The 22358-nt window shown below is 40.4% G+C and carries 22 protein-coding genes; 11 read left to right on the top strand and 11 right to left on the bottom strand.

What is annotated here, in order from left to right; all coding sequences use genetic code 11:
- The 5 genes from thiI to NST24_RS13700 all read left to right on the top strand — a co-directional run bounded on the left by thiI (position 1) and on the right by NST24_RS13700 (position 4480).
- Positions 1 to 1206 carry a tRNA uracil 4-sulfurtransferase ThiI gene (gene thiI, locus NST24_RS13720; RefSeq protein WP_282900858.1) on the top strand — a complete coding sequence of 402 codons (1206 nt, stop codon included), beginning with the start codon at positions 1 to 3 and terminating at the stop codon, positions 1204 to 1206.
- An 89-nt stretch (positions 1207 to 1295) separates the two neighbouring features.
- Positions 1296 to 1508, top strand: coding sequence for an alpha/beta-type small acid-soluble spore protein (locus tag NST24_RS13715; RefSeq protein ID WP_003216385.1), 213 nt, complete (start codon positions 1296 to 1298; stop codon positions 1506 to 1508).
- Positions 1509 to 1729: 221 nt separating this feature from the next.
- Complete coding sequence (locus tag NST24_RS13710; RefSeq protein WP_025207794.1) at positions 1730 to 3310, top strand: acyl--CoA ligase; 1581 nt, start codon at positions 1730 to 1732, stop codon at positions 3308 to 3310.
- Between the two features lie 136 nt (positions 3311 to 3446).
- On the top strand, positions 3447 to 4061 hold the full coding sequence (locus tag NST24_RS13705) for a LysE/ArgO family amino acid transporter (RefSeq protein ID WP_039168907.1): 615 nt from the start codon (positions 3447 to 3449) through the stop codon (positions 4059 to 4061).
- A 242-nt stretch (positions 4062 to 4303) separates the two neighbouring features.
- On the top strand, positions 4304 to 4480 hold the full coding sequence (locus NST24_RS13700; RefSeq protein WP_008356320.1) for a hypothetical protein: 177 nt from the start codon (positions 4304 to 4306) through the stop codon (positions 4478 to 4480).
- 51 nt (positions 4481 to 4531) lie between these two features.
- Here the strand turns inward: NST24_RS13700 and NST24_RS13695 are convergent, their stop codons facing one another.
- Positions 4532 to 4963 carry a MarR family transcriptional regulator gene (locus NST24_RS13695; protein WP_342461897.1) on the bottom strand — a complete coding sequence of 144 codons (432 nt, stop codon included), beginning with the start codon at positions 4961 to 4963 and terminating at the stop codon, positions 4532 to 4534.
- Between the two features lie 119 nt (positions 4964 to 5082).
- Here NST24_RS13695 and NST24_RS13690 point away from each other — a divergent pair, with 119 nt between their 5' ends.
- Both NST24_RS13690 and NST24_RS13685 read left to right on the top strand, forming a co-directional pair.
- Positions 5083 to 5670, top strand: coding sequence for an NAD(P)H-dependent oxidoreductase (locus tag NST24_RS13690; RefSeq protein ID WP_342461896.1), 588 nt, complete (start codon positions 5083 to 5085; stop codon positions 5668 to 5670).
- Between the two features lie 105 nt (positions 5671 to 5775).
- Positions 5776 to 7125, top strand: a complete 1350-nt coding sequence (locus tag NST24_RS13685) for an amidohydrolase family protein (RefSeq protein WP_025207791.1) — start codon at positions 5776 to 5778, stop codon at positions 7123 to 7125.
- A gap of 40 nt (positions 7126 to 7165) precedes the next feature.
- Here NST24_RS13685 and NST24_RS13680 read toward each other — a convergent pair whose 3' ends face one another.
- Both NST24_RS13680 and NST24_RS13675 read right to left on the bottom strand, forming a co-directional pair.
- Complete coding sequence (locus NST24_RS13680) at positions 7166 to 9103, bottom strand: ABC transporter permease (RefSeq protein ID WP_342461895.1); 1938 nt, start codon at positions 9101 to 9103, stop codon at positions 7166 to 7168.
- Positions 9093 to 9854 (bottom strand): ABC transporter ATP-binding protein, encoded by a 762-nt coding sequence (locus NST24_RS13675; RefSeq protein WP_007501759.1) that lies wholly within the window; start codon positions 9852 to 9854, stop codon positions 9093 to 9095. The genes NST24_RS13680 and NST24_RS13675 overlap by 11 nt, the downstream gene beginning before the upstream one ends.
- A 298-nt stretch (positions 9855 to 10152) precedes the next feature.
- On the opposite strand from NST24_RS13675, the gene NST24_RS13670 reads away from it, so the two are divergent.
- Both NST24_RS13670 and NST24_RS13665 read left to right on the top strand, forming a co-directional pair.
- Complete coding sequence (locus NST24_RS13670) at positions 10153 to 10497, top strand: PadR family transcriptional regulator (protein ID WP_045034159.1); 345 nt, start codon at positions 10153 to 10155, stop codon at positions 10495 to 10497.
- A complete protein-coding gene (locus tag NST24_RS13665) occupies positions 10488 to 11732 on the top strand; it encodes an FtsW/RodA/SpoVE family cell cycle protein (protein ID WP_259253260.1) in 1245 nt (414 codons plus the stop codon). The genes NST24_RS13670 and NST24_RS13665 overlap by 10 nt, the downstream gene beginning before the upstream one ends.
- A 74-nt stretch (positions 11733 to 11806) precedes the next feature.
- Here the strand turns inward: NST24_RS13665 and NST24_RS13660 are convergent, their stop codons facing one another.
- From NST24_RS13660 to NST24_RS13625, 8 genes are all read right to left on the bottom strand, one after another.
- Entirely contained in the window at positions 11807 to 12811 is a 1005-nt protein-coding gene (locus NST24_RS13660) for a sensor histidine kinase (RefSeq protein ID WP_058337290.1), read from the bottom strand.
- Positions 12811 to 13500: a response regulator transcription factor gene (locus tag NST24_RS13655; protein ID WP_025207787.1), complete on the bottom strand. Its 690-nt coding sequence runs from the start codon at positions 13498 to 13500 to the stop codon at positions 12811 to 12813. The genes NST24_RS13660 and NST24_RS13655 overlap by 1 nt, the downstream gene beginning before the upstream one ends.
- Positions 13501 to 13609: 109 nt before the next feature.
- Positions 13610 to 14530 (bottom strand): iron-hydroxamate ABC transporter substrate-binding protein, encoded by a 921-nt coding sequence (locus tag NST24_RS13650; RefSeq protein WP_025207786.1) that lies wholly within the window; start codon positions 14528 to 14530, stop codon positions 13610 to 13612.
- 190 nt (positions 14531 to 14720) lie between these two features.
- A complete protein-coding gene (locus NST24_RS13645) occupies positions 14721 to 15320 on the bottom strand; it encodes a response regulator transcription factor (protein ID WP_007501749.1) in 600 nt (199 codons plus the stop codon).
- Positions 15317 to 16453 carry a sensor histidine kinase gene (locus NST24_RS13640; RefSeq protein WP_024718676.1) on the bottom strand — a complete coding sequence of 379 codons (1137 nt, stop codon included), beginning with the start codon at positions 16451 to 16453 and terminating at the stop codon, positions 15317 to 15319. The genes NST24_RS13645 and NST24_RS13640 overlap by 4 nt, the downstream gene beginning before the upstream one ends.
- A 115-nt stretch (positions 16454 to 16568) precedes the next feature.
- Positions 16569 to 17624: a fatty acid desaturase gene (locus tag NST24_RS13635; RefSeq protein ID WP_024718675.1), complete on the bottom strand. Its 1056-nt coding sequence runs from the start codon at positions 17622 to 17624 to the stop codon at positions 16569 to 16571.
- Between the two features lie 189 nt (positions 17625 to 17813).
- On the bottom strand, positions 17814 to 19256 hold the full coding sequence (locus tag NST24_RS13630) for a DEAD/DEAH box helicase (RefSeq protein ID WP_017367842.1): 1443 nt from the start codon (positions 19254 to 19256) through the stop codon (positions 17814 to 17816).
- Between the two features lie 265 nt (positions 19257 to 19521).
- Positions 19522 to 20325, bottom strand: coding sequence for an NAD kinase (locus NST24_RS13625; protein WP_008343132.1), 804 nt, complete (start codon positions 20323 to 20325; stop codon positions 19522 to 19524).
- A gap of 447 nt (positions 20326 to 20772) precedes the next feature.
- Here NST24_RS13625 and sppA point away from each other — a divergent pair, with 447 nt between their 5' ends.
- Both sppA and NST24_RS13615 read left to right on the top strand, forming a co-directional pair.
- Positions 20773 to 21774, top strand: a complete 1002-nt coding sequence (sppA, locus tag NST24_RS13620; RefSeq protein WP_342461894.1) for a signal peptide peptidase SppA — start codon at positions 20773 to 20775, stop codon at positions 21772 to 21774.
- 14 nt (positions 21775 to 21788) lie between these two features.
- Positions 21789 to 22313: an RDD family protein gene (locus NST24_RS13615; protein WP_008343136.1), complete on the top strand. Its 525-nt coding sequence runs from the start codon at positions 21789 to 21791 to the stop codon at positions 22311 to 22313.
- Positions 22314 to 22358 lie beyond the last annotated feature (45 nt).

The raw sequence follows: 22358 nt of genomic DNA, 5'->3' as shown, positions 1-22358 counted from the left end.
ATGAAGTATGACCATATTTTAGTCCGTTTTGGTGAGATTTCAACAAAAGGGAAAAATAGAAAGAAATTTATCGAAAAACTAAGACAGCATATCCGGTTTGTATTAAAAGACTTTGAAGCATTAAAGTATGCATCTGATAGAGACCGCATTACGATCATGCTAAACGGAGAAGACCCTGAACCGATTTCAGAACAGCTTAAAGGTGTATTTGGCATTCAAAGCTTTAGCCTGGCTGTGAAATGTGAGACAAATCTTGATGCCATCAAAGAAGCGGCACTCTCAGCGGTTCAGGAAGTGTATGAACAAGGAAATACATTTAAGGTCTCAACGAAACGCTCTTATAAACAATTTGAGCTTGATTCAAATGAAATGAACCGAGAAATTGGTGGACATGTTCTAAGGAATACAGACAACTTAACCGTTAATGTGAAACAGCCAGATGTTCACTTGCGAATCGAAATAAGAGAACACGCGACGTACATTACATTTAAAGATGTAAAAGGTGCAGGCGGACTGCCAGTTGGTTCAAGCGGAAGAGCGATGTTGATGCTCTCTGGCGGCTTTGACAGCCCAGTGGCCGGCTATCAGGCAATGAAACGAGGCATTCAAATTGAAGCTGTTCATTTCTTTAGCCCACCTTATACAAGTGAACGTGCCAAGCAAAAGGTCATTGATCTAGCGGAATGCTTAGCTGCCTATGGAGGCGAAGTCAAGCTTCACATCGTTCCTTTTACGAAAATCCAAGAGCTCATTCACAAACAAGTACCAGAAAACTATACGATGACTTCAACGAGAAGAATGATGCTCAAAATTGCAGATAAAATAAGAGACAAGCGTGATGCGCTTGCCATTATTACAGGGGAAAGCCTTGGTCAAGTGGCAAGTCAGACACTTGAAAGCATGTATGCCATTAATCATGTCACAAACACACCGATCATTCGCCCGCTAATTGCCGTGGATAAGAATGACATTATCGAAGAAGCGAGACGAATTGGCACATATGAGACAAGCATTCAGCCATTTGAGGATTGCTGCACGATCTTTACGCCGCCATCTCCAAAAACAAAACCAAAGCTTGAAAAAGTAGAACGCTACGAAAGCTTTGCTGAATTCGAGCCAATGCTTGATGAGGCAGTGGAGCAGATCGAAACAATCGTTGTCACAAATGAAAAGAAAGCAGCTGACAAATTCGCTGATTTATTCTAAATAAAAAATTTCATAATAATTACCATAAAATCAATCGCATGAAGTCATGTGTTTCTACACATTCTATATTCACAAGGAGGTGAGAACACATGGCTCAACAAAACAGACAAAGCAGTTCTAATCAATTAGTCGTTCCAGGCGCTGCACAAGCGATCGACCAAATGAAGTACGAAATCGCTTCAGAATTTGGCGTAAACCTTGGACCAGAAACAACAGCTCGCGCTAACGGATCAGTTGGTGGAGAAATCACTAAGCGTCTTGTATCTTACGCTCAACAACATATGGGTGGCGGATCTTTCTAAGACACACAATTAAAAAGCTATGGCTTATGAGCGGGTTCATCCCCGCTCTTTTTTTTGTACATAAATTGTTAGAATATTTTTAAAAAAGAAGACGAAATGAAAAAATTATGGCATAATACTAGGAGTAGGTCCTAATTCAAGCATTTTTCAGTTATGAGTGTTAGAATAGGTAAATTGAAACATGATTCGTTTCATAGAAAGAGGCTAAAAGGAGCTGTACCATGAAAAGAGAAGACTTAATTGCACCAGAACAATATAACTTAGTCAGTGAGATTGAAGCGTTCAGTCATGACCAGGAGAAAATCGCCCTGCACTGGCAGGATGGAAATGGCCATGAAGCGCATGTGACATATGCAGCATTAGTGGAAGAGGCGAATAAAATTGGTCATGTTCTATTAAATGCAGGCTTTAAAAAAGGCGATAAAATCATTGTGATGGTGCCGCGTATGCTAGAGGCATACAGCATTTATTTAGCCATTTTAAAAACAGGAATGGTTGTGATTCCTTGTTCAGAAATGCTTCGCGCTAAAGATATAGATTACCGAATTGAACATGCAGAAGCAAAAGGAGCGATTGTTTACGCATCATTCATTCAATCGTTTGAAGGAACCAACCAGCCAAAAGATTTCAAAACATTCTCGATTGGTGAGAATGATCATGGCTGGACAAACATTGTTGCGCAAAAGGAAGAGCAGTCAAGCGAGTTGAAATTGGCAGACACAACACGTACAGACATGGCGTTTCTCTCTTATACATCAGGCACAACAGGTAACCCAAAAGGGGTTGTTCATACACACGGCTGGGCGTATGCACATTTACGTACTGCGGCCAAAGCATGGCTCTCCATTAATGAAGGGGATAAAGTATGGGCAACAGCAGGACCAGGCTGGCAAAAATGGGTGTGGAGTCCTCTCTTATCTGTTTTAGGAAGTGGAGCAGAAGGTTTTGTTTATGGAGGGAAATTTAATCCGAATACGTACTTAGAGCTGCTTCAAAAAAATGAAATCAATGTTCTATGCTGTACACCAACAGAATATCGATTTATGGCAAAAGTGGATGACCTCAGTCAGTACGAGCTACCAAAATTGCATAGTGCTGTTTCTGCGGGAGAGCCGCTCAACCGTGAAGTCATCGATACGTTCAAAAAACATTTCGATATCGAAGTGCGAGATGGTTACGGGCAAACAGAAAGCACGCTGCTAGTCGGGGTGCTGAAAGGAATGGACATCAAGCCAGGCAGCATGGGCAAACCAACACCAGGCAATGAAGTAGAGATCATTGATGAGAATGGCCAGATCTGTGCTCCAGGAGAAATAGGTGACATTGCCGTTCATCTTGAAACGCCGGCTTTATTCAAGGAATACTACAAAGATGCAGAGCGTACAAAGGCGCAGCGCCGCGGGGATTACTTTATTACCGGTGACCGTGCGAAAAAAGATGAAGACGGGTATTTTTGGTTTGAAAGCCGCAGGGATGACATCATTGTCAGCTCAGGTTATACAATTGGTCCATTTGAAGTCGAAGATGCACTGATTAAGCACCCAGCAGTGAAAGAATGTGCGGTTGTGGCAAGTCCAGATGAAATCAGAGGATCAATCGTGAAAGCATACGTCGTCCTGCGTGATGCATCTGCACAAAGCGATGAGCTGATTAAAGAGCTGCAAACACACGTGAAAAATACAACAGCACCGTACAAATATCCAAGAGAAATCGAATTCATTGACGAGCTACCAAAAACTCCGTCAGCGAAAATTCGACGTGTCGAGCTGAGAGAAAGAGAGCTTGCACGAAAATCATCATAACAGGAGAAACAATAAGCGTCTGGATGGAAAATCATCCAGCGCTTTTTTTATTGGACAAATCAAATATGTGAAATTCGTTCATGATGTTTTATGTTAATATGTGTAAGGATGACTTGAAAAGGAGAATGTTCTGAAAATGTCGATTGCGATAATTCATGGGATTGTGCTTGCCTTTGGCCTTATTTTACCTTTGGGCGCACAAAATGTATTTGTATTTCAGCAAGGAGCCCTTCAGCCTCGATTATATCGCGTACTGCCTGTGGTCATTACAGCTGCTCTCTGCGACACACTTTTAATTACTTTAGCTGTCATTGGGGTTTCGGTTGTTGTACTCACCATTCCTATCTTGCAAATGGGTCTTTTTATCATTGGATTTTTCTTTTTACTTTATATGGGGTGGTCAGTTTGGAACACGAGCTCCGCAACAGGTAATCAAGAAAAGATGGACCTGATGCCTGTGAGAAAACAAATCATATTTGCTTGTTCCGTCTCACTTTTAAATCCTCACGCGATTCTTGATACAATAGGAGTGATAGGAACGAACTCTCTTCAATATCATGGGGCGGAGAAGGTGGCATTTACCGCAGCCTGTATCATCGTCTCGTGGTTATGGTTTATGGGTCTTGCCCTTCTCGGAAAAATGTTAGGAAAGCTAGATACAAACGGCAAGTGGATGAACCGGATCAATAAAGCCTCTGCGGTCATGATCTGGCTGGTTGCATTATATATCGCCTATCAGCTTATTGGATAAAGGATACATAGAGCAAAAGAGACGTGATGCATGAAAATGAGTGCTGAACATGTCATGGGAAAAAGCGTTGGATGGAAAACATCTGGCGCTTTTTTGTTGACTACTATCTCGGGAGAAGCTTCAGTTACATCCTGTTCATTTTTATCAGACATGCTGACGATTCAATTACCTGGAGGAAATGATCAAAATAGAATGTATGCTACACTAAAAAAATGTATTTTATTGGATGTGGAGGTTTTCAAATGGCTCATAAAGAACAGCGTAAAGGGGCAGTGCTTGCTGTCTTTGATACATTGACGTTTGGTGTACCAGTCTTGTTGTGGAATTTATATAAGAATACGAATAAAACATTGAAGCTGATGATCCCGATTATTCCAATAGTAGGTTTCATCACGTATCTTTTAGCATCTCTTTACTAAGTGTTCAAAAATCATTTGCATGAGCGATACGCTCATGCTTTTTTCATTCGATCATTTTTTGAAGATGGTTTGATTTAATAGACGAAGAGCTTGTACGATATCATCCATTTGATTTTGGTCAGAGGAAGAAAGGCTGTCCATGAGCATGGATTCAATTTGTTGAAATGCTTTGTCCATACACGCACGACCTTTTTTAGACAGCATAATGACATGTTTTCGCTTGTCATCTTTATCTGCTTGTCTATCAATGAATTGTTTTTCGTGAAGCTTTTTCAATTCTCTGCTGACATTCGGAAGAGACATGTGCTGACAATCGGCGATTTCACTAGGTGTTAGCGGCTCACTGACGGCTAACTGCTCCAGAATCAAATATTGTAGAGTGGTTAGATCAGATGGTTTGACCTTGCTCATCATAGCATGTTTCAGCTCAGAAAAAGTAGAAGCAAATGTGATAAACTCTTTGAAAAAATGGGGGTTTTTCATCATTTTTCACCTCCTACGTACCATACCAAATTTGTTATCAAAAAACAATTATCATTTGACAACTAAATGAGAGGGGTGTATGCTTTTTATTATCAAATGATAACTAAAGGAGCCAAGCCATGAATGTACTCATTATTTATACTCACCCCCATCACAATAGTTTAAATGGTGCTTTTTTAAAAGAAATCCTAAAGGGCAGTGAAGAAAATCCAAACGTTCAAGAAGTGAGAATCATAGATTTATACCAAGACAAATTTGATCCTGTACTTATTTTTAATGAGGAGAAAAAAAGACGTGATATGCATAAGGACCCTGAGATTCAAGAATATCAAGAGAAAATCAAATGGGCAGACAACATCGTGTTTGTTTATCCGATTTGGTGGGGGCGGCCGCCAGCCATGCTGCTTGGCTTTATTGATCGAATGTTTGCAGCGAATTTTGCTTACCGTCAAACAGGCGGGCTGCTTCCAGAAGGCTTGTTAAAAGGAAAGAGGGCTGTATGTGTATCGACAATGCAAGGACCGACCCACTACCCTTTCTTCTTTTTGCAAAATGCCCACAAGGTGTTAATGAAACGAGCTCTTTTGCAATATGTAGGGATTAAGCCGGTGAAGTTCTTTGAATTTGGCATGATGGAAAGTCCGAAAGGGAAGCATGACGTGAAATTAAAACGGATATACAACTATTTTCGGAATATCAGCTCATAAAACCACATTCCTTGAGTCACTTTTCTTCTAATTTGAACCTGTTATGTCTTAAAATGACAGAGAGAGTGAGTGACTCATTCTCTTTATTTGAAAAGGGGGATATGGATGAAGAAAACATTGTTTAAAGATGCGGCTCTTATCACACTTGATCCATCTTTAGGTTTTCTGGAGAAGGGAGATCTATTAATTGAAGGGGCACATATTTTAGAAGTCGGACCTTCGATTGAAGTAAGTGGTGCTGATGTTGTTGATGCGTCTGACATGGTCATCATGCCAGGGCTTGTGGATACCCATCGTCATGTGTGGCAGTCTGTCATACGGGGAATCGGAACAGATTGGTCTTTGCAAACGTACTTGAGCAAAATTTATTATGGCAACTATGGGGCGATGAGACGTCCATCAGATGATCGAATTGCTAATTATTTAGGCGCATTAGAGGCATTAGATGCAGGAGTGACCACGTTTTTCGACTGGACGATGATCAATTCTATGGATCATACAGAAGAACTCATTGGAGGTTTAAAAGATGCGGGTATTCGAGCGGTCTTTGGTTTTGGTACCTCTGGAGATGCAGCGTATTGGGACAGAGAGAGTACGCTCACGAATATGGAAGACGCAGCCCGCGTGAAACAAAAACATTTTCAATCATCGGATCAGCTGTTGACGATGGGACTTGCCATTCGTGGACCTGAATTTTCTTCATGGGAGACGACCGTCTTTGAAATTGAAACAGCGAGATCACTAGATGCACTGTGCAGTATGCACATTGGCTTTGGAAATTGGGGAGCAGCGGATCGATCGATTGAGCGGCTTCATCAAGCAGGGCTGCTCGGGCCTGATTTGAATATGGTGCATATCAATGCAATTGATGCAGATCAAATGAAGATGTTAGCTGACAGCGGAAGCTCCATCTCTATTACACCTGAGATTGAAATGATGATGGGACACGGATATCCTGTCACAGGGCTCGCCATTGAAAATGGTGTTCTGCCAACGCTTGGTGTAGATGTGGTGACAGCGACAGGCGGAGATTTATTTACCCAAATGAAATTCGGACTACAGGCGGAGCGGGCGATTCAAAATCAATCTTTATTGATGGAAGGGACGATGCCAGGACCTGAACTTGGATTGTCTGCACAGCAAATGCTTGAAGCAGCCACAATAAACGGGGCTCGTGCCTTGAAGCTTGATGACAAAATCGGCTCTCTCACACCTGGAAAAGAAGCTGATTTTATCTTGATCGATCGGACAAGCATGAATCTTCTTCCGATGACAGATCCAGCTGGGGCAGTTGTGCAAACGGCACACCCTTCAAATGTTGATTCTGTCTATGTGGCTGGAAAAGCAGTGAAACAAAATGGGAAGCTAGTTGGAGTGAACGTAGAAGAGATCAAACAAAAAGCTTATGCGGCAAGAGATCATATTTTATCGCATCAGTTTGAATCAACAAAATGACGTGCAATATCCCCATAGGCCACTGCCTATGGGGAATACTTTACAACGATTCTTTAATGATTTTTTTATAATATTGGACAGATAGGAATCCGAAGACGGAGTATAAAACGGTATAAATCGCCATGACAATCAGCATAGGTGTCCACAGTTCGCTGCCAAATAAAAACCAGCCAGATTGTACAGCAAAGTAGCTGTGCAAGAGCCCGACGAGAAGCGGAATGCCAAAGTTGAAAAGCTGTTTGAGCCGAATGCCTTTTAAGAGATCTGTCTCCGTAAAACCAAGCTTACGCAGAATCGTGTATGAGCTTTGTTCCTCTTCGCTCTCATTCATCTGTTTGAAGTATAAAATACAGCCTGATGTCACAAGGAAGCTGAGGCCTAAAAATCCAACTACAAACATCATCAGTCCGATGGTTTGTTTTTGCTGCTGAGTGGTAGCAAATCTAGACATGCTTTCATCACTCAATTTCGCAGACATAAAGACGTCATTGGCTTGTTCAACTTTTCCTTCATCTTTTATATTGATCGCAATATATTGGTTATTCTCATGCTGCAGCTTAGGGTCTTTGTTTTGATCAAGCTGCTCAAAGACGTTTTGACTGACGACAGCAACAGGTAGGCCGCCAGAAGTGAACTGGTAAGAGATTAAATGATCCTTTTTCATATCAATTACTTTTAAATCAATTGGTTTTTTTATTAAAAGTTTCACATCACCAGAGCTTTTAATCGGCATGAATTTTTTCAATAAATCATTGTAGCCGCTTAACATGACTTCGTTGTTCTCCACATGAATATTTGGTACGTTTTTCTCGCTGATCACAGGTAGTGTCAGAACTCCTGGAGCTTTATTCACACTGCTTAACTTCGTATCGATGATCTGATTTGCATCAAAATCGGCTTGAATGACCTCGAACTGCTTTTTCTCATAGGAAATATGCTGATCAGAAAGTGCGCGAGTGAATGTGCCTGCATCTTTCTCTGATCCCATGACGAAATGTGCTGGAATTTGCTGTTCAGCTGTTTTTTCTGCTGAGTAGTAGGAAATATAGCTGAGTGATAACAAACCGATGGCAAGTGCAGATACGGTAGTAATAATCGTTAACAGCAATGCATTTGATTTTAAACGGAACATGATCGACGATAAAGACAAGACTTCATGAATGGCAAGGTAGCCATTTTTTCTTTTTCGTACGATATTGGCAATGAATGAAACAGAGCCTTTATAGAAAAGGAAAGTACCAATAATGACAGAACCTAAAATATAGATCATGGCTAAAAATAACGAAAACATCGATGTGTATGAGCCATTAAAAAGCTGAGAAGAAATGTAATAGCCTGAGCTGATGAAGGCAATGCCTAGAACCCCGATGATGATTTCAAAGACAGAGATTTTTTTAATACGCTGCTCTGTAGAAGAGGTTGTTCTAAACAAAGCTAAGATCGTTTGCTTTTGAATAAAACGTCTATTTCTTAGCATGATGACAACATAAATCAAGAGAAACACGATGATTGTTTGCAAAAGAGCCGTGCCAGAAAAATGAAGATTGGCAATTGCATGAACACCTGTCACTTTAAATAGAACCATCAGCATCAGCTTTGAACCGATAAATCCGGCCAATATTCCAATAGCCATCGAAATCATATAGAGGATAAAATTTTCTGCATGGAGCAGCTTGGCTATTTTTTGTTTCGTCATTCCAATGAGCTGCAAGAGACCGATTTCTTTTCCTCTACGTTTGATGAAAATGCTATTTGCATATAAAAGGAAGATGCCGACGATGGCGATCAGCAGAATAGAAGCGGCTTTAATGGATGCACCGCCTTTAATAGACCCTTTCACATCATCAAGTGCTGGTGAATACTGCAAGGTGACAAAGGAAAAATAGAGCGCCACACTAAACACAAGTGCAAACACGTATAAATAGTAATTTTTTAAGTTTTTCTTCAGATTGCGGAAGACGAGCTGATTAATGTTCATGCTTCACACCGCCTAAAACACCTTGCGTTTTCATAATATCCTCGAAAAACATCTTTCTCTCTAGTGCGCCTTTATTCAATTGTGTATAGATCTGTCCATCTTTGATAAAAATCACTCGTCTTGAATAACTGGCTGCAACAGGGTCATGCGTCACCATGACAATGGTTGCTTTGCGCTTGTGATTGAATTCTTGCAGCTTGTTCAGTAAGTCAGACGCAGATTTGGAATCAAGTGCTCCAGTTGGTTCATCAGCAAAAATGAGGCTTGGTTCGTGAATAAAGGCACGTACCGCAGATGTCCGTTGCTTTTGTCCACCAGACAATTCATTTGGATATTTGTCTCTTAGTTCATAAATCCCCATATCCTCTGCAAGCTGTTGAAAGCGTTCAAAAGCTTCTTTTTTAGGCGTTTTGGAGATGGATAATGGCAAGAGGATGTTCTCTTTAACCGTGAGTGTATCAAGTAAGTTGTAATCCTGAAAAACAAAGCCGAGCTGTTTCTTTCTAAATTCAGCGAGCTGCTGATCTTTCATTTGCGTCATTTCTGCATCTGCGATCCGAATCGATCCGCTGGACACATGATCAATCGATGACAATACGTTCAAAAGGGTCGTTTTCCCCGAGCCTGATGGCCCCATGATGCTGACAAATTCTCCAGCTTCTATCGTCAAATCAATGCCTTTCAGCACCTCTTGTTTATTGAATTTATTTCCATAGCTTTTATATAACTTGCGAGCTTCTAAAATGTTCATCTGTCGAACCCCTTTTTTATTTAATTGATATCTCTAGTATAAAAAGAAGCCGATCAGACTTCCTGCGATTTGGCGAACAAAACAGACGTGCATGTGACATTGTTGTCACATGCTTGTTTTATATGTCAAAGCCTTATGTAGAATTCAGAATGTTATTCAATTATTTTATCTGTTTTTCGCTATGATGTATCAAATTTCTTGTTTTTTTCTGATGAACCTTTACAGAGTATGTGATTTCATGTAAGATATGCATATCAAATATATGCATAGTAAATCTATGTATTAGAGGTGACGATGGATGAAAGTGAGTAAAGAGCTTCTAAAGGGGAGTACTGCAACCCTTATTTTAAGCTTGCTAAGTGAAAAACCAATGTATGGATATGAAATGATTAAGCAATTAGAGTCGAAATCCGAAGGAATTTTTAGTTTTAAAGAGGGAACGATATATCCTATTTTGCACACTTTGGAGGGGAAAGGATTCATTGTGTCTTACTGGGGCGAAGGGAATGGCAATCGAAAAAGAAAGTATTACAAGATTAATGAACAGGGCAAAGCGTTTATGAAAGAAAAGAAAGAAGAATGGAATGTCTTCAAAGATGCAGTAGATGGCGTTTTGAATGGGGAGAAAGTCGTATGGGACTAGAGAAAAAATTTGAACAATATATCAAAAATGTGTGTAAACGAATCAAAAATAAAGACGTACATGCAAGTATAAAGCTTGAGCTTCGTGATCATTTATACACACTGAAAGAGGAAGCGGTCAGTGCGGGCATGTCAGAAGAAGAGGCGGTAAATCAAGCGCTCGATCAAATTGGAGATGCAGCCATACTCGGAATGCAGCTCCATGAAACACACAAAACTCAAGTGGACTTTAAAACGATACTTCTTGTACTAGCTACTTGTTCATTTGGGCTGTTTGTGATGTATTATTTTCAGTTTCATTCTCATTTACTTCATTTTCAAGACACGAATATCTTTTATAAAAGTCTCATTTACTATGTATTTGGTCTTGCGTTGATGTTTGGGCTGTTTGCTTTTGATTATCGGCGCTTTTTACCCTATTCATGGCATTTATATATAGGAACGATTGGAATGCTGATTCTTACAATGATGATTGGGACAAGAGTGAACGGTATTCTCTTTTTAAGCTTAAATAATGGATCGATCAATCTGACTGAAATTTTTCCATTTCTGATGATTATTTCGTTAGCGGGCATTTACCAATCTTGGAATTGGAAGAATGGTTTCAAGTCCTGGCTAGGGTTAGCGATTGTCACTTTACCCATTATTTTATTACATATAGTCGGATCTCTTTCTGCAACCATCACCTTTATGGTCATATGCATAACGATGATGTATGTATCTCATGCAAGAATGAGACAGCTTATTCCGTTTACAGCAGCAGGTATTGTCTATCTCATTGTTCAATTATTTTCTCTTTATCAAGCTGATATGTCCCACTTTTACCAATACTCACTTCATGAATTTAGCTCAAATGGTTTTCAAATAAATCCGTACGCATTGTATGATGTTCACACTGATTGGATGTTGACGTATATCATTTATTCATTCGGATGGTTCGCAGGATTGGCCGTTTTTATTTTGTTTGTGACTTTGATTTATAGAGTAGTTCATACAGCGAAACGAGTTCAATCTGCTTATGGCAAGATGTTAATGATTGGTTTGGCAACCACATTTGCAGCAAAATTTATCTTAAGTATTTTCACAAACTTTGGATTATTGCCTATATCAGGAGTTTCCATGCCTTTTATGAGCTATGGGGGATCTCATATTCTTCTAGAAATGATGTCAGTCGGGCTGCTAATGAGTATTTATAGAAGGAAACAGCTAGGAGAAATGTGCCGTGAAGTAGCGTGATATGGCTGTATAAAATAACCCAATCTCTTCAATGCATCGTTGGATGAAGAGATTGGGTTTCTTGAACTGCATGTTCACATGCTCGCAATATGCACAAAATCATTCTTTTTCGGAAAGATAAAGGTGAAAGTTGTCCCTTGATCTAATGTGGAGTTGACCTCGATCGTGATATGAAGAGCGTCAGCTCCCTTTTTTGTTAAATAGAGCCCCATGCCTGTGGAGGCCGTGTCATTGTGATGTCTTGTGGAGGTAAAGCCTTTTTCAAAAATACGGGACACGTCTCTTGGGTCAATTCCTCTACCTTGATCTGTGATGGTGAGCACCACTTGTTCGTTCATTTGTTTGCTTTCGATGATAATGTCAGATGATTGGCTGTACTTGACGGCGTTTGTCAGCACTTGTCTGATCATAAAGGATAACCATTTTGTATCACTTAATACGTCTCGCTCTTCTAATAAAAGGTCAAAGCCAATTCCTTTTTGCATACACCACGATTGGAGCGCTTTGATTTCTTTCGTTAGCATGTTTTGGAGATCCAGTTTTTCAATAAATAAATCATTTTCAATATGTTGGATCCTGCTTTGATGCAGCTGTGCATCAAGGAGTAAATGTATTCTAAGCCATTCATATGTCATATTTGATTTGAGCGGCTGTTCTGTTATGCGGTCAATCATTAAGTGCATCGCCGTGAGCGGCGTTTTCACCTCATGTATCCATGAGAGCAGTTCATCTTTTTCTTCTTCCAGCGCAGTCTTTTGCTTAGCCGTCATCTGGCGGTATCGGTCGATTTGCTCTGACGTTGCCTCCTGTACAATTTGTTCAAAGGGGGAAGAGGGTTTGAGACGTATTTGATGGTCTATGTTTTCATCCCATTCTTTCAGTTGCATGTAATAAGCAGTTTCTTTCCGATAACGAAAAAAAAGAAAAACAATGAAGAGTAATGTAGACAAAAGCACGATATAAAAAAGAGAAGCGAGTGGAATCGTTGTATCCAAATATGCAACAAAGAGAATGAGAAGCTGCAAACTAAGAAAGAACAAGATCCAGCTTCGTCGTTCTTTTAGAAATGCTTGCAGCATCATTGATCATCCTTTTCCTTTGCAAGATAACCTTGACCCACTTTTGTTTCAATGAAGGCGCCAAGGGAGATTTCGTCTAGTTTTTTTCTAAGGCGGTTGACGTTTACAGTGAGTGTATTGTCACTCACGAATCGTTCATCGTCCCATAAAGCTTGGATGAGAGATTCCCTTTTGACGATATGGTTTTTATGCTGAATTAATTCTTTGAGAATAAAAAACTCATTTTTTGTTAATTCAATCTCACCGTTTTCATTTGTCACTGTATTATTTTCGAGGTCAAGGGTAGCGCCGCACCAAACTTTTAAGTTGGCTGGTTCCGCATTATAATCATGGACTCGGCGAAGAACAGCACTTACTTTGGCGATGAGAACGTCAAAGTGAAAGGGCTTTTGTACAAAATCATCAGCTCCAAGCTGCATCGACATGACCATATCAGCAGGATGATCACGAGAGGAAAGAAAGATGATGGGCACATTAGAATGATGCCGAATCATCCGGCACCAATGAAATCCGTCGTACTTTGGCAGCTGAATATCAATAATGACTAAATCAGGCTGGATGGAAGTGAACTCCTGCATGACCTGTTGAAAATTGTTGATCCCATACACATCATAAGACCAGTTGACTAAACGTTCTTTGATTTCTTGGAAGAGGGTTGTATCATCCTCAATCAGCAAAATTTTAAACAAAACGAGCACCACACTTTTTGAATTACTTGTACATCATTGTAGCGGAAAACAGGCACTCCCGCTAGAAGCAGACAGCAAAAAAGCAAGGGAAGAGGTCCCTTGCTTCGGTTTATTTACCTAAAAAGTGCTTTTTAAAGAATGATAATTGATATTCAAGTGTGAGCGGGTCATTAAAGTAAAACTCTTCCGCATTTGCTTCATACACACGATGTTTTTTCACAGCAGGAATGGACTTATAGATTTCACTGTTTTGATAGGAATTGTCCATCTCGCTGTTTTTGCTAATGATCATATAGTCTCCGGCAAATTCAGGGATGACCTCTTGTGATACCGCATAATAACCAGCTTTTAATGCTTTTTCTTTTACTTTTTCCGGCATTTTTAGTTTCATTGCTTGGTAGAGGATTTCTGTTCCGCGACCCCACGCATCTCCAAAGACGTAAAGATCTTTTGTGCCGCTTTCAAAGACAGATACGGTTGCATCTTCACCAATTTTTGCTTTGATTTCTTTGCCAGCTTCAGCTGCACGCTGTTTGAAATCCTTGACCCATGCTTTTGCTTCTTTTTCTTTGTTTAAGACTTTTCCAATTTCAATATGCTGCTGAAGGTAATCGACTTTGTTATACGTGAATAAAACGGTAGGGGCGATTTTTTTCAGTTTTTCTACATTTTTTGCACCGCTTAAACCGATGATGACATCAGGCTTTAGCTTCATGATTTTTTCTACATTTTCATCGGATACTTCTTCCACATTTTTTAATTTCTTTTTGAAACGTGGATTCTTTTTTGACCAAGAGTCAACGCCCACAAGGTTCACACCAAGTGACAAGACATTTCCTGTATAAGAGGCGAGAACAACAACACGTTTTGGATTTGCTGGCAGCTTCACAGGTCCATTTTCAGATTGATATGTAATCGTGTCCGATGACGTTGATTGCTTTCCTTTATTTGAGGAAGAGTTGCTGCTATTGCCACATGCGCTCAACGCAAGTACGAAGATGAGCATCAGAGGGAACAATATTTTCTTCATGAATGTAAACTCCTTTGAAATCGGCACATCAGCCGTGTATTTGGTTGTATGAGTGATAATGATAATTATTATCACTCAGATATCATACCATAGAAGTGAGGTTTGTTGTCAATGATATTTTAGCAGTGGATAGAGGAATTCTGATAAAAAGAAAAAAAGATCAAGGCAGTGTCTGACCTGATCTTTTTTCTTATTTAAACCAGCCTTTTTCTTTTGAACGTGTGATGGCTTCAATACGGTTTTTGACTTCTAGTTTATCTAAAATAACGGATATGTAGTTTCGGACAGTGCCGCTTTTAATGCTGAGTTCCTTGGCGATTTCTTTTGTGTTTTTTCCGTCTGCGACGAGTTCTAGAACCGACTTTTCTCGTTCAGTTAAAGGATTTTCGTCGCTATACAAGTCTTCCATTAATTCAGGGGCGTACACCTTTTTCCCTTTCATCACACTGCGGATGGCACTTGCCAAATCCTCGCTTGGGCTGTCTTTCAGCATGTAGCCGCTAACGCCAGCTTTCAGTGCTCTTTGAAAATAGCCAGAACGGGCAAAGGTTGTTAAAATGATGATCTTCACATCAGACTTTTTGAGTTCTTCAGCGGCATCGAGCCCAGATTTCCCGGGCATTTCAATATCCATTAAACAAATGTCGACCGGGTGTTTTTGAGCAAAATCAATCGCGTCCTGGCCGTTAGTGCCTTTTCCAACAACCGTCATATCGTCTTCTAAATCAAGAAGCGATCCAAGAGCACCGAGCAACATTTGCTGATCCTCTGCGATAAAGATGTTAATCATTTTATTTCCTCCTTATCTTTCGCTGCTGAATCATTTGGAATACTCATGATCAGCTTCGTCCCGTCTTTTGTTTCAATGTGCAGGCGTCCATTTGCAAATTCCAATCTTTCTCTAATCCCTAAAAGGCCATGTCCCTTTGTTTGAGAGGATGGATCACCGCCTTTAAATGTGCCGTTATCCTCAACTGTAATGACAACTTCCTTTGACTTTTGATGAATGGTGATTTGACAGACAGTGGCGTCGCTGTGTTTGACGACATTCGTTACGGCTTCTTTGATGCACATGCTCACAATGTTTTCGTTCAGAAGAGAGATGTGTTTCGGCGCTTCCTTTTCATCATAAATCATGTCAATATCGGCGGCTTCAAGGATTTGCTTGATGTTCAATATCTCATCTTTGATCCGAATGCCTTTCATGGAAGAAACAATTTTCCGCACTTCATTTAGAGACGTTCTAGCTGTCTGTTGGACGCTTTTTAGTTCGGCGCGTGCCTGTTCAGGGTCTTTATACACGAGTTTACGGGCAAGGTCACTCTTTAAACCGATAAGAGAGAGTTTTTGTCCAAGTGTATCATGCAGATCACGAGCAATGCGCTGTCTTTCTTCAAGTTTGACAAGATCGGCGATCCGTTCATTGGCATTTTCTAATTTCTCTTCAAGGCGTTCACGTTCTTTTCGGCTTCGAATGCTGAGAGGGAGCAGAATGGCACTAATAAGTGTGATCACAACAAAAGGAATTTGTGTGAGAAACCATCCCTTTTTTAAAATCAAGCTAAAGTTCACTGCTACGGCGGCGCTCCCTAGATGAATATAGTATAAGATATAAAAAGGGACTTTTCTTTTGATATGCCCGTTGAAATAGGCGATACAAAAAGCAAAATAAATGTAGCTGTAGAGCATCACATAGCCTGTAGAAATCGCAATCAATAAAAGACCGAAGACATATAAAGACCAGCCTTTTGCGACAAAGGCAAAACGATACACTCCGAAAAAAACCACGTTCAAAATAATGCCAATGACAATACCTAAAGTCGTAGGCGTCTTTAAGATAAAATAGAAGGGCAGGATGAAAAAAATGGCCCATATATAGGGGGAAATCCCATGCAATTTTTGAATTTTAAACTGTTTTTTCATCCGTGTGCCACCTTTTCCGTTTTCGTTCTTTTCCTTACTTTATCAAATTCAACTTACGGTTGCATCCTGTAAATGGCAACAAGCTCCTTCTAGAGTAAGAAAGAGCTTGCACCAATTATGCATTTTTCTTCAGAATGTCTCCTTTAATGACAGGTGCGGGCATCTTCTTAGATTGCCGTGCTTCTTTAAAGGTAACGAATGCTTTCGTTTCTTCATCCCAAAGTCTAAATTTCATTGATTCGATACTTGTTTTTAAAGTGATGGTTGGAACATTTTGAAGCGGCTCACTATGATCATGTGCATGCTCCAAGTGATAATTCGGTACCCTCGGACTTAAATGATGAACATGGTGATAGCCGATATTGCCTGTTAACCATTGAAGAAGCTTTGGCAATTTGTAAAAAGAACTGCCTTCTACTGCCGCCTGCACATAATTCCAATGTTCATCTGCTTCAAAGTAAGAATCTTCAAATGTATGCTGCACATAAAACAGCCATACGCCGATTGATCCTGAGATCAGGAAGATTGGACCTTGGACAAGCAGGAACTCCTGCCAGCCAAAAAGAAGACACGTTGCAGCTGCTAGTGCAATGATGCTCACGTTTGTGAAATACGTGTTCCAGCGCTCTTTTTTACGAGCATTTTTGACGTTGAAACGGTTTTTTAAGAGAAATACAAAGATCGGTCCTAAAATAAACATCACAAAAGGATTACGGTAAAATCTGTAGCGAAACTTCGTCCAAGCTGATGCTTCTTGATATTCTTTGACTGTCAGGAGCCAAATGTCGCCAGTACCTCGTTTGTCTAGATTACTACTTGTGGCATGGTGAATTGAATGATCTCTTTGCCATTGAAGATAAGGGAAAAGGGTGAGTACGCCCGTTACAAAACCGAACAGGTGATTCAGCGGCTTCTGTTTAAAAAAGGATTGATGGCAGCAGTCGTGAAAAATAATAAAGACACGTACTAAAAAACCAGCTGCAATCACCGCAAAGAAGAGGGTTAAAAGGTAGGAGATGTTCAGGCTATAATAGGCAAGAAACCAAAGCCCCAAAAATGGAATGAATGTATTAAAGAGTTGAATGATACTTTTTTTCGAATTAGCACCAGAGAATTGGCCAACTTGTTTTCTTAAAGTGGCTTGCTGCTGTGTGTTTGTTGAAGTCGTCATGAACGTTCAAGTCCTTTCCGTTTCTTTCTACTTCAAAGTATAGAAGGAAAGGTGTCATGCTCATAGTAGCACCCATCATGTATTCAATATGACATTTGTCATGTTGGATGCGGGGAAGGCTGATGGTTCAAGGGTTGTAAGCTTATTTTATTTTAAATAAAAAAAGTAAAGGCGCTATGCCTTCACTTTTTATGCACGTGCTTCATGTACTTTTAACTGCTTGCCTTTAATCGTTGTGTGGCGCATGGCTTTTAGCACAAGAGGGCCTTTGCCATTTAAAATATCTACATATGTTTTTGTTTCCTGAATGGTAATAATCCCAATGTCATCAAATGCAACACCGTCTATTTTGGCGATCGTTCCAACGAAATCAACTGCCCGGAGTTTCTTTTTCTTCCCGCCGTTAAAATAAAGCTTCATAATATCTTTCTCTATGCCGGCCTGCTTATTTTCCTTTTGAATCGGTGTTTCAATTTTTTCTTCAAAGCTTGCCACATGCTGTTCCGCTTCTTCTTTTGTAGGATAAGGCTGAATTTGAAAATGAATGCCAGCTTCCTCTTTTAATTCTTCAATGAGCGGCTGCCCGTGCCTTGTCATAAACGCAATCGTTTTTCCGCTTTTACCCGCTCTGCCAGTTCTTCCGGTCCGATGAATATAGCGTTCTTTTTCATATGGCAAGTCGTAATGAATGACATGTGTCATATCACTGACATCAATTCCTCGGGCTGCAATATCGGTTGCGATCAAATAACGGAATTCTCCGTTTTTGAATTCATCCATGACAGCAAAGCGGTCTTCCTGCCTCATCCCGCCATGAATCTTATCGCAAGGAACATCCCACTCATCCAGCTTCATCGTCAGCTCATTCACTCGCTCCTGCGTATTGCAAAAAATGATACAGCTATCTGGATTTTCAATGACAATCGTTCGTTGAAGTAATGAAAACTTGCCTTCTTCCTCGGTTTCAATCAACGTGTGGGTGATTTGCTGCTTCGTCGTTTCCTCCCGAGCAATCTCTATCACCTTTGGCGATTGTAAAAACTGCTCACTCAAATCCTTCATTTCATCAGACATCGTCGCTGAAAATAACATCGACATCCGCTTTGGCGGCAGATGCTGAATAATAGAAGAGACTTGATCAATAAATCCCATGTTCAGCATTTCGTCTGCTTCATCTAACACGAAAAATGACAGATTGTCTAAAGAAAGTGTCCCTTTTTCAAGGTGATCCAATATTCGTCCTGGCGTTCCGCACACAATGTGGTTCTTTTGTGCAAGCTCTATTTTTTGTGCTTGAAATGGAGCTTTTCCATAAATGGCGGCCGCTTTAATTCGTTTAAATCGTCCGAGGCTGGTCAGATCCTGTTTGACCTGCATGGCAAGTTCTCTTGTTGGGACGAGGATGAGGGCTTGAGGTTTATTCTCAGCCCAATCTACCATTTCACAAATTGGCAGACCGTAGGCTGCTGTTTTCCCACTGCCTGTCTGAGATTTGACAATGAGGTCCTGCTTTGAAAAAGCAACGGATAATGTCTCGTGCTGGACGGGTGTAGGTGTATGGAAATGAAGCGCTTCTAGCGCTTGTTTCAATTCATCGCTTAATGGATATTGATCAAAATGTTGTAATGGCATCGTGTTCTCCTTTTCGTACATGTATACTTGTGACATCATACCATATCTTTTCAAAGACACCATGACCTTGAATGAAAAGGCATGAAAAAAAGCCCCGTAAAGGAGCTTTCAGCGTGTAGACAAACCCTCGCATTCGGTGTCAGATTTGCGCTCCGGTACTCACGAATGTCAAATTCGCTCCGTTCCGGTGCTCACTCTTCCTAGACTTCAAAGGTTTTCTATCACGCTGAAAAGAAAACAAAAGCCCCGTAAAGGAGCTTTTTGATTAAAGGAATCTGCGTTTTACTTTTTCCCAATAGGAGTTATCTTTTAATTTGACCGTTTTGATCACTTTACCAGAAAGGCCAATATCAATTTGTTTGACATGTTTTGTACCTAGCGCTTCGTTATCAAGACCGATAATCGGATGGTCGTTACCGTCCTGAACAACCTTTAGTGTCAGCTTGCGGTCACTGCTTAAAATGAAAGGAGCTCCAAGTGTACGGTATGAGTTGTTATTCAGCGATGCCAGCTCGGTTACTTGCATACACGGAAGCATCGGATCCACCACGGCGCCGTTGACAGATTTATTGTAGGCCGTTGAACCGGTTGGAGTGGAAATAATCATCCCGTCGCCTCTAAAGGTTTCAAAATGGAAATCATCTATATACACATCGATGACAAATGTTTTAATGATGCTAGAGCGGATCGACAGTTCGTTTAAGCAATGGAACTGGTTTGTACTGTCAACGCTTACATCGATGATCGGATATTTTCTCACTTCAATTTGTTCAGTGTTCATGGCATCAATCATTTTATCAAAATGTTCTAACGAAAAATCGCAGTATAGGTGCGAATTCTCTGTTTTTGATACCCCTACATACAAGCAGTCATCCCGGAAGTTCGTTTTGCGAACCGCTTGAAGAAATGTACCATCTCCACCAATTGAAGCAATGATATGGGCATCTTCTGCACGCTTTACGACGTGAAAGCCTTGATCGGTAGCGAGCTTCTCCAGAGAAGAAATGTGTCCATCCAATTCATGATCTTTTTTGTAAAAGAAAAATACATTGCGACGATTGTCTGTCATTGACGTTCTCCCCTTTGTTGTCAAAAATAGATTTCGAGTAGTAAAGGGCTTACATAGAAAACCCTTGCTCACATTTTACACTTTTTTCATATGAAAGTAAAAATATTAGAAAGACGCTTCATCATGATAGGGCTTCCATTTAAGAAATGAGTCATTGTAAGTGATTAGACAAAGCTGACTTTGAGCATAATTTAATAGCTCATTTTGGAAGAAAGAGAGGTCTGGGCGTTTCGTTGTGAAGATGGTCTGAGCTATTAGATATAGGAAGAGGATAAAATCGCCAATTTTTCGTCATGATGAGCAAATGATAGAAGATGTAAAGTTGATCGTCATTTCACATCGATGCTATCATATGTTGAAATGAAATGTAAAAAAACCACAGTTCCTGTGAAACATTTCATGTGTGTATTCGTATGAACGAAGTGAGACAAAAAGGAGGAGAAAGAAATGAATGCGAAAAGATGGGTAGCCTTAATCATTGCACTTGGTGTTTTCGGCTTTTCGATTGTGATTAGTATCACGACGGCCTTGTATGAAAGCTTCAATGATAATAAGATGAGCTATCAATTCGGGGACGAAATCGAAGAAAAGGTACTAGAAGATGGCAGTGGTGCGAGTAAAATTGCTGTACTTGAGATTAATGGCACGATTCAAGATAACGGCGGTGCATCCAGCCTTCTAGGCGGGGAAGCATATGATCATCGTGCGTTCTTAAAAGAATTAGATAAAGCAAAAGACGATGCGTCTGTGAAAGGTGTCTTGCTGCGCGTCAACTCTCCTGGCGGCGGTGTCTATGAAAGTGCTGAAATACATAAAAAATTAGAAGAAGTAAAGAAAGCGAAGAAGCCAATTTATGTTTCTATGGGTTCAATGGCGGCTTCTGGCGGCTATTATGTATCCACTCCAGCGAAAAAAATCTTTGCTTCACCTGAAACGTTAACAGGCTCTCTCGGGGTCATTATGCAAAGTTTGAATTATGCAAAGCTGGCAGATAATTTAGGCATCAAATATGAAACCATTAAAAGTGGAAAATTCAAAGACATCATGTCCCCAAATCGTGATATGACAAAAGATGAGCGAGACATCATGCAAAGCATGGTTGACAACTCTTATGAAGGCTTTGTGAAAGTCATCTCAGAAGGACGTGGCATGTCTAAGCAGGACGTCAAGAAAATTGCTGACGGCCGAATCTATGACGGAACACAGGCGAAATCGAACGGATTAGTGGATGAGCTTGGGTACTATGAAGATGCACTAAAAGCAATGAAGAAAAATGAAAAAGGCCTAAAAGGAGCAAAGGTTATCAGCTATTCACAAAGCTTTGGCTGGAACTCTCTTTTCAATATGAGTGCAACCAAGCTCTTTAAAAGCGAAATTGATTTTCTGAACTTAAAAGAAACACTGGCTGGCTCAAATGGGTCTAAACCGATGTATCTCTATTCAAAATAAAGGAGGGATCATAGATGGATTCTACATTCGATGAAGTAACGGAAAGTCGCAGCCAAGAGGGAGAATCAAGGCCGACTCTTGCGAAGCGCACTTCAATTGAAGCGCAGGCCTTTGCAGGTTTCTGGATTAGATTTTGGGCATTTATCCTAGATTGGCTCGTCGTATGGGGTGTTAACCATTTGACGGTTTCTCCAATCTTTAGTCTCTTTGGCTGGTCAAAAGGGGGAGGTTGGTTTTCCCCATTTTCCGTCACAACCACAATTGTCTTTCTGCTTTATTTTGCGATCATGACGAAGATTTTCCAACAAACACTTGGAAAGATGGTGTTTGGAATCAAAGTCGTCTCACTTCAGCCGGAGAAGAAGCTGCCATGGGATGTCATTTTCTTTAGAGAAATTGTGGGGCGATATATTAATACGCTTTTTGTTCTCTATGCTGTGGTTGGGTTCACGCCGAAAAAGCAAGGGGTTCATGACTACTTTGCAGATACGGTGGTTGTTCATGAACATTTATATGAAAAAACAGAATCAAACGCATAATCAAAGAGAGTTTGGCCGGGTACCGGTCAAACTCTTTTTTTGGTG

The sequence above is a fragment of the Bacillus sp. FSL R5-0286 genome, assembly GCF_038593245.1.
Classification (GTDB): domain Bacteria; phylum Bacillota; class Bacilli; order Bacillales; family Bacillaceae; genus Bacillus; species Bacillus altitudinis.
Note: the sequence above shows the minus strand (reverse complement) of the source record. Positions and strands in the feature narration are given on the sequence as shown.

Bases quoted from the DNA above. Each gene is read 5' to 3' on its own strand.
- thiI (WP_282900858.1), top strand. From the start codon at position 1: ATGAAGTATGACCATATTTTAGTCCGTTTTGGTGAGATTTCAACAAAA.
- NST24_RS13715 (WP_003216385.1), top strand. From the start codon at position 1,296: ATGGCTCAACAAAACAGACAAAGCAGTTCTAATCAATTAGTCGTTCCA.
- NST24_RS13710 (WP_025207794.1), top strand. From the start codon at position 1,730: ATGAAAAGAGAAGACTTAATTGCACCAGAACAATATAACTTAGTCAGT.
- NST24_RS13705 (WP_039168907.1), top strand. From the start codon at position 3,447: ATGTCGATTGCGATAATTCATGGGATTGTGCTTGCCTTTGGCCTTATT.
- NST24_RS13700 (WP_008356320.1), top strand. From the start codon at position 4,304: ATGGCTCATAAAGAACAGCGTAAAGGGGCAGTGCTTGCTGTCTTTGAT.
- NST24_RS13695 (WP_342461897.1), bottom strand. From the start codon at position 4,963: ATGAAAAACCCCCATTTTTTCAAAGAGTTTATCACATTTGCTTCTACT.
- NST24_RS13690 (WP_342461896.1), top strand. From the start codon at position 5,083: ATGAATGTACTCATTATTTATACTCACCCCCATCACAATAGTTTAAAT.
- NST24_RS13685 (WP_025207791.1), top strand. From the start codon at position 5,776: ATGAAGAAAACATTGTTTAAAGATGCGGCTCTTATCACACTTGATCCA.
- NST24_RS13680 (WP_342461895.1), bottom strand. From the start codon at position 9,103: ATGAACATTAATCAGCTCGTCTTCCGCAATCTGAAGAAAAACTTAAAA.
- NST24_RS13675 (WP_007501759.1), bottom strand. From the start codon at position 9,854: ATGAACATTTTAGAAGCTCGCAAGTTATATAAAAGCTATGGAAATAAA.
- NST24_RS13670 (WP_045034159.1), top strand. From the start codon at position 10,153: ATGAAAGTGAGTAAAGAGCTTCTAAAGGGGAGTACTGCAACCCTTATT.
- NST24_RS13665 (WP_259253260.1), top strand. From the start codon at position 10,488: ATGGGACTAGAGAAAAAATTTGAACAATATATCAAAAATGTGTGTAAA.
- NST24_RS13660 (WP_058337290.1), bottom strand. From the start codon at position 12,811: ATGCTGCAAGCATTTCTAAAAGAACGACGAAGCTGGATCTTGTTCTTT.
- NST24_RS13650 (WP_025207786.1), bottom strand. From the start codon at position 14,530: ATGAAGAAAATATTGTTCCCTCTGATGCTCATCTTCGTACTTGCGTTG.
- NST24_RS13645 (WP_007501749.1), bottom strand. From the start codon at position 15,320: ATGATTAACATCTTTATCGCAGAGGATCAGCAAATGTTGCTCGGTGCT.
- NST24_RS13640 (WP_024718676.1), bottom strand. From the start codon at position 16,453: ATGAAAAAACAGTTTAAAATTCAAAAATTGCATGGGATTTCCCCCTAT.
- NST24_RS13635 (WP_024718675.1), bottom strand. From the start codon at position 17,624: ATGACGACTTCAACAAACACACAGCAGCAAGCCACTTTAAGAAAACAA.
- NST24_RS13630 (WP_017367842.1), bottom strand. From the start codon at position 19,256: ATGCCATTACAACATTTTGATCAATATCCATTAAGCGATGAATTGAAA.
- NST24_RS13625 (WP_008343132.1), bottom strand. From the start codon at position 20,325: ATGACAGACAATCGTCGCAATGTATTTTTCTTTTACAAAAAAGATCAT.
- sppA (WP_342461894.1), top strand. From the start codon at position 20,773: ATGAATGCGAAAAGATGGGTAGCCTTAATCATTGCACTTGGTGTTTTC.
- NST24_RS13615 (WP_008343136.1), top strand. From the start codon at position 21,789: ATGGATTCTACATTCGATGAAGTAACGGAAAGTCGCAGCCAAGAGGGA.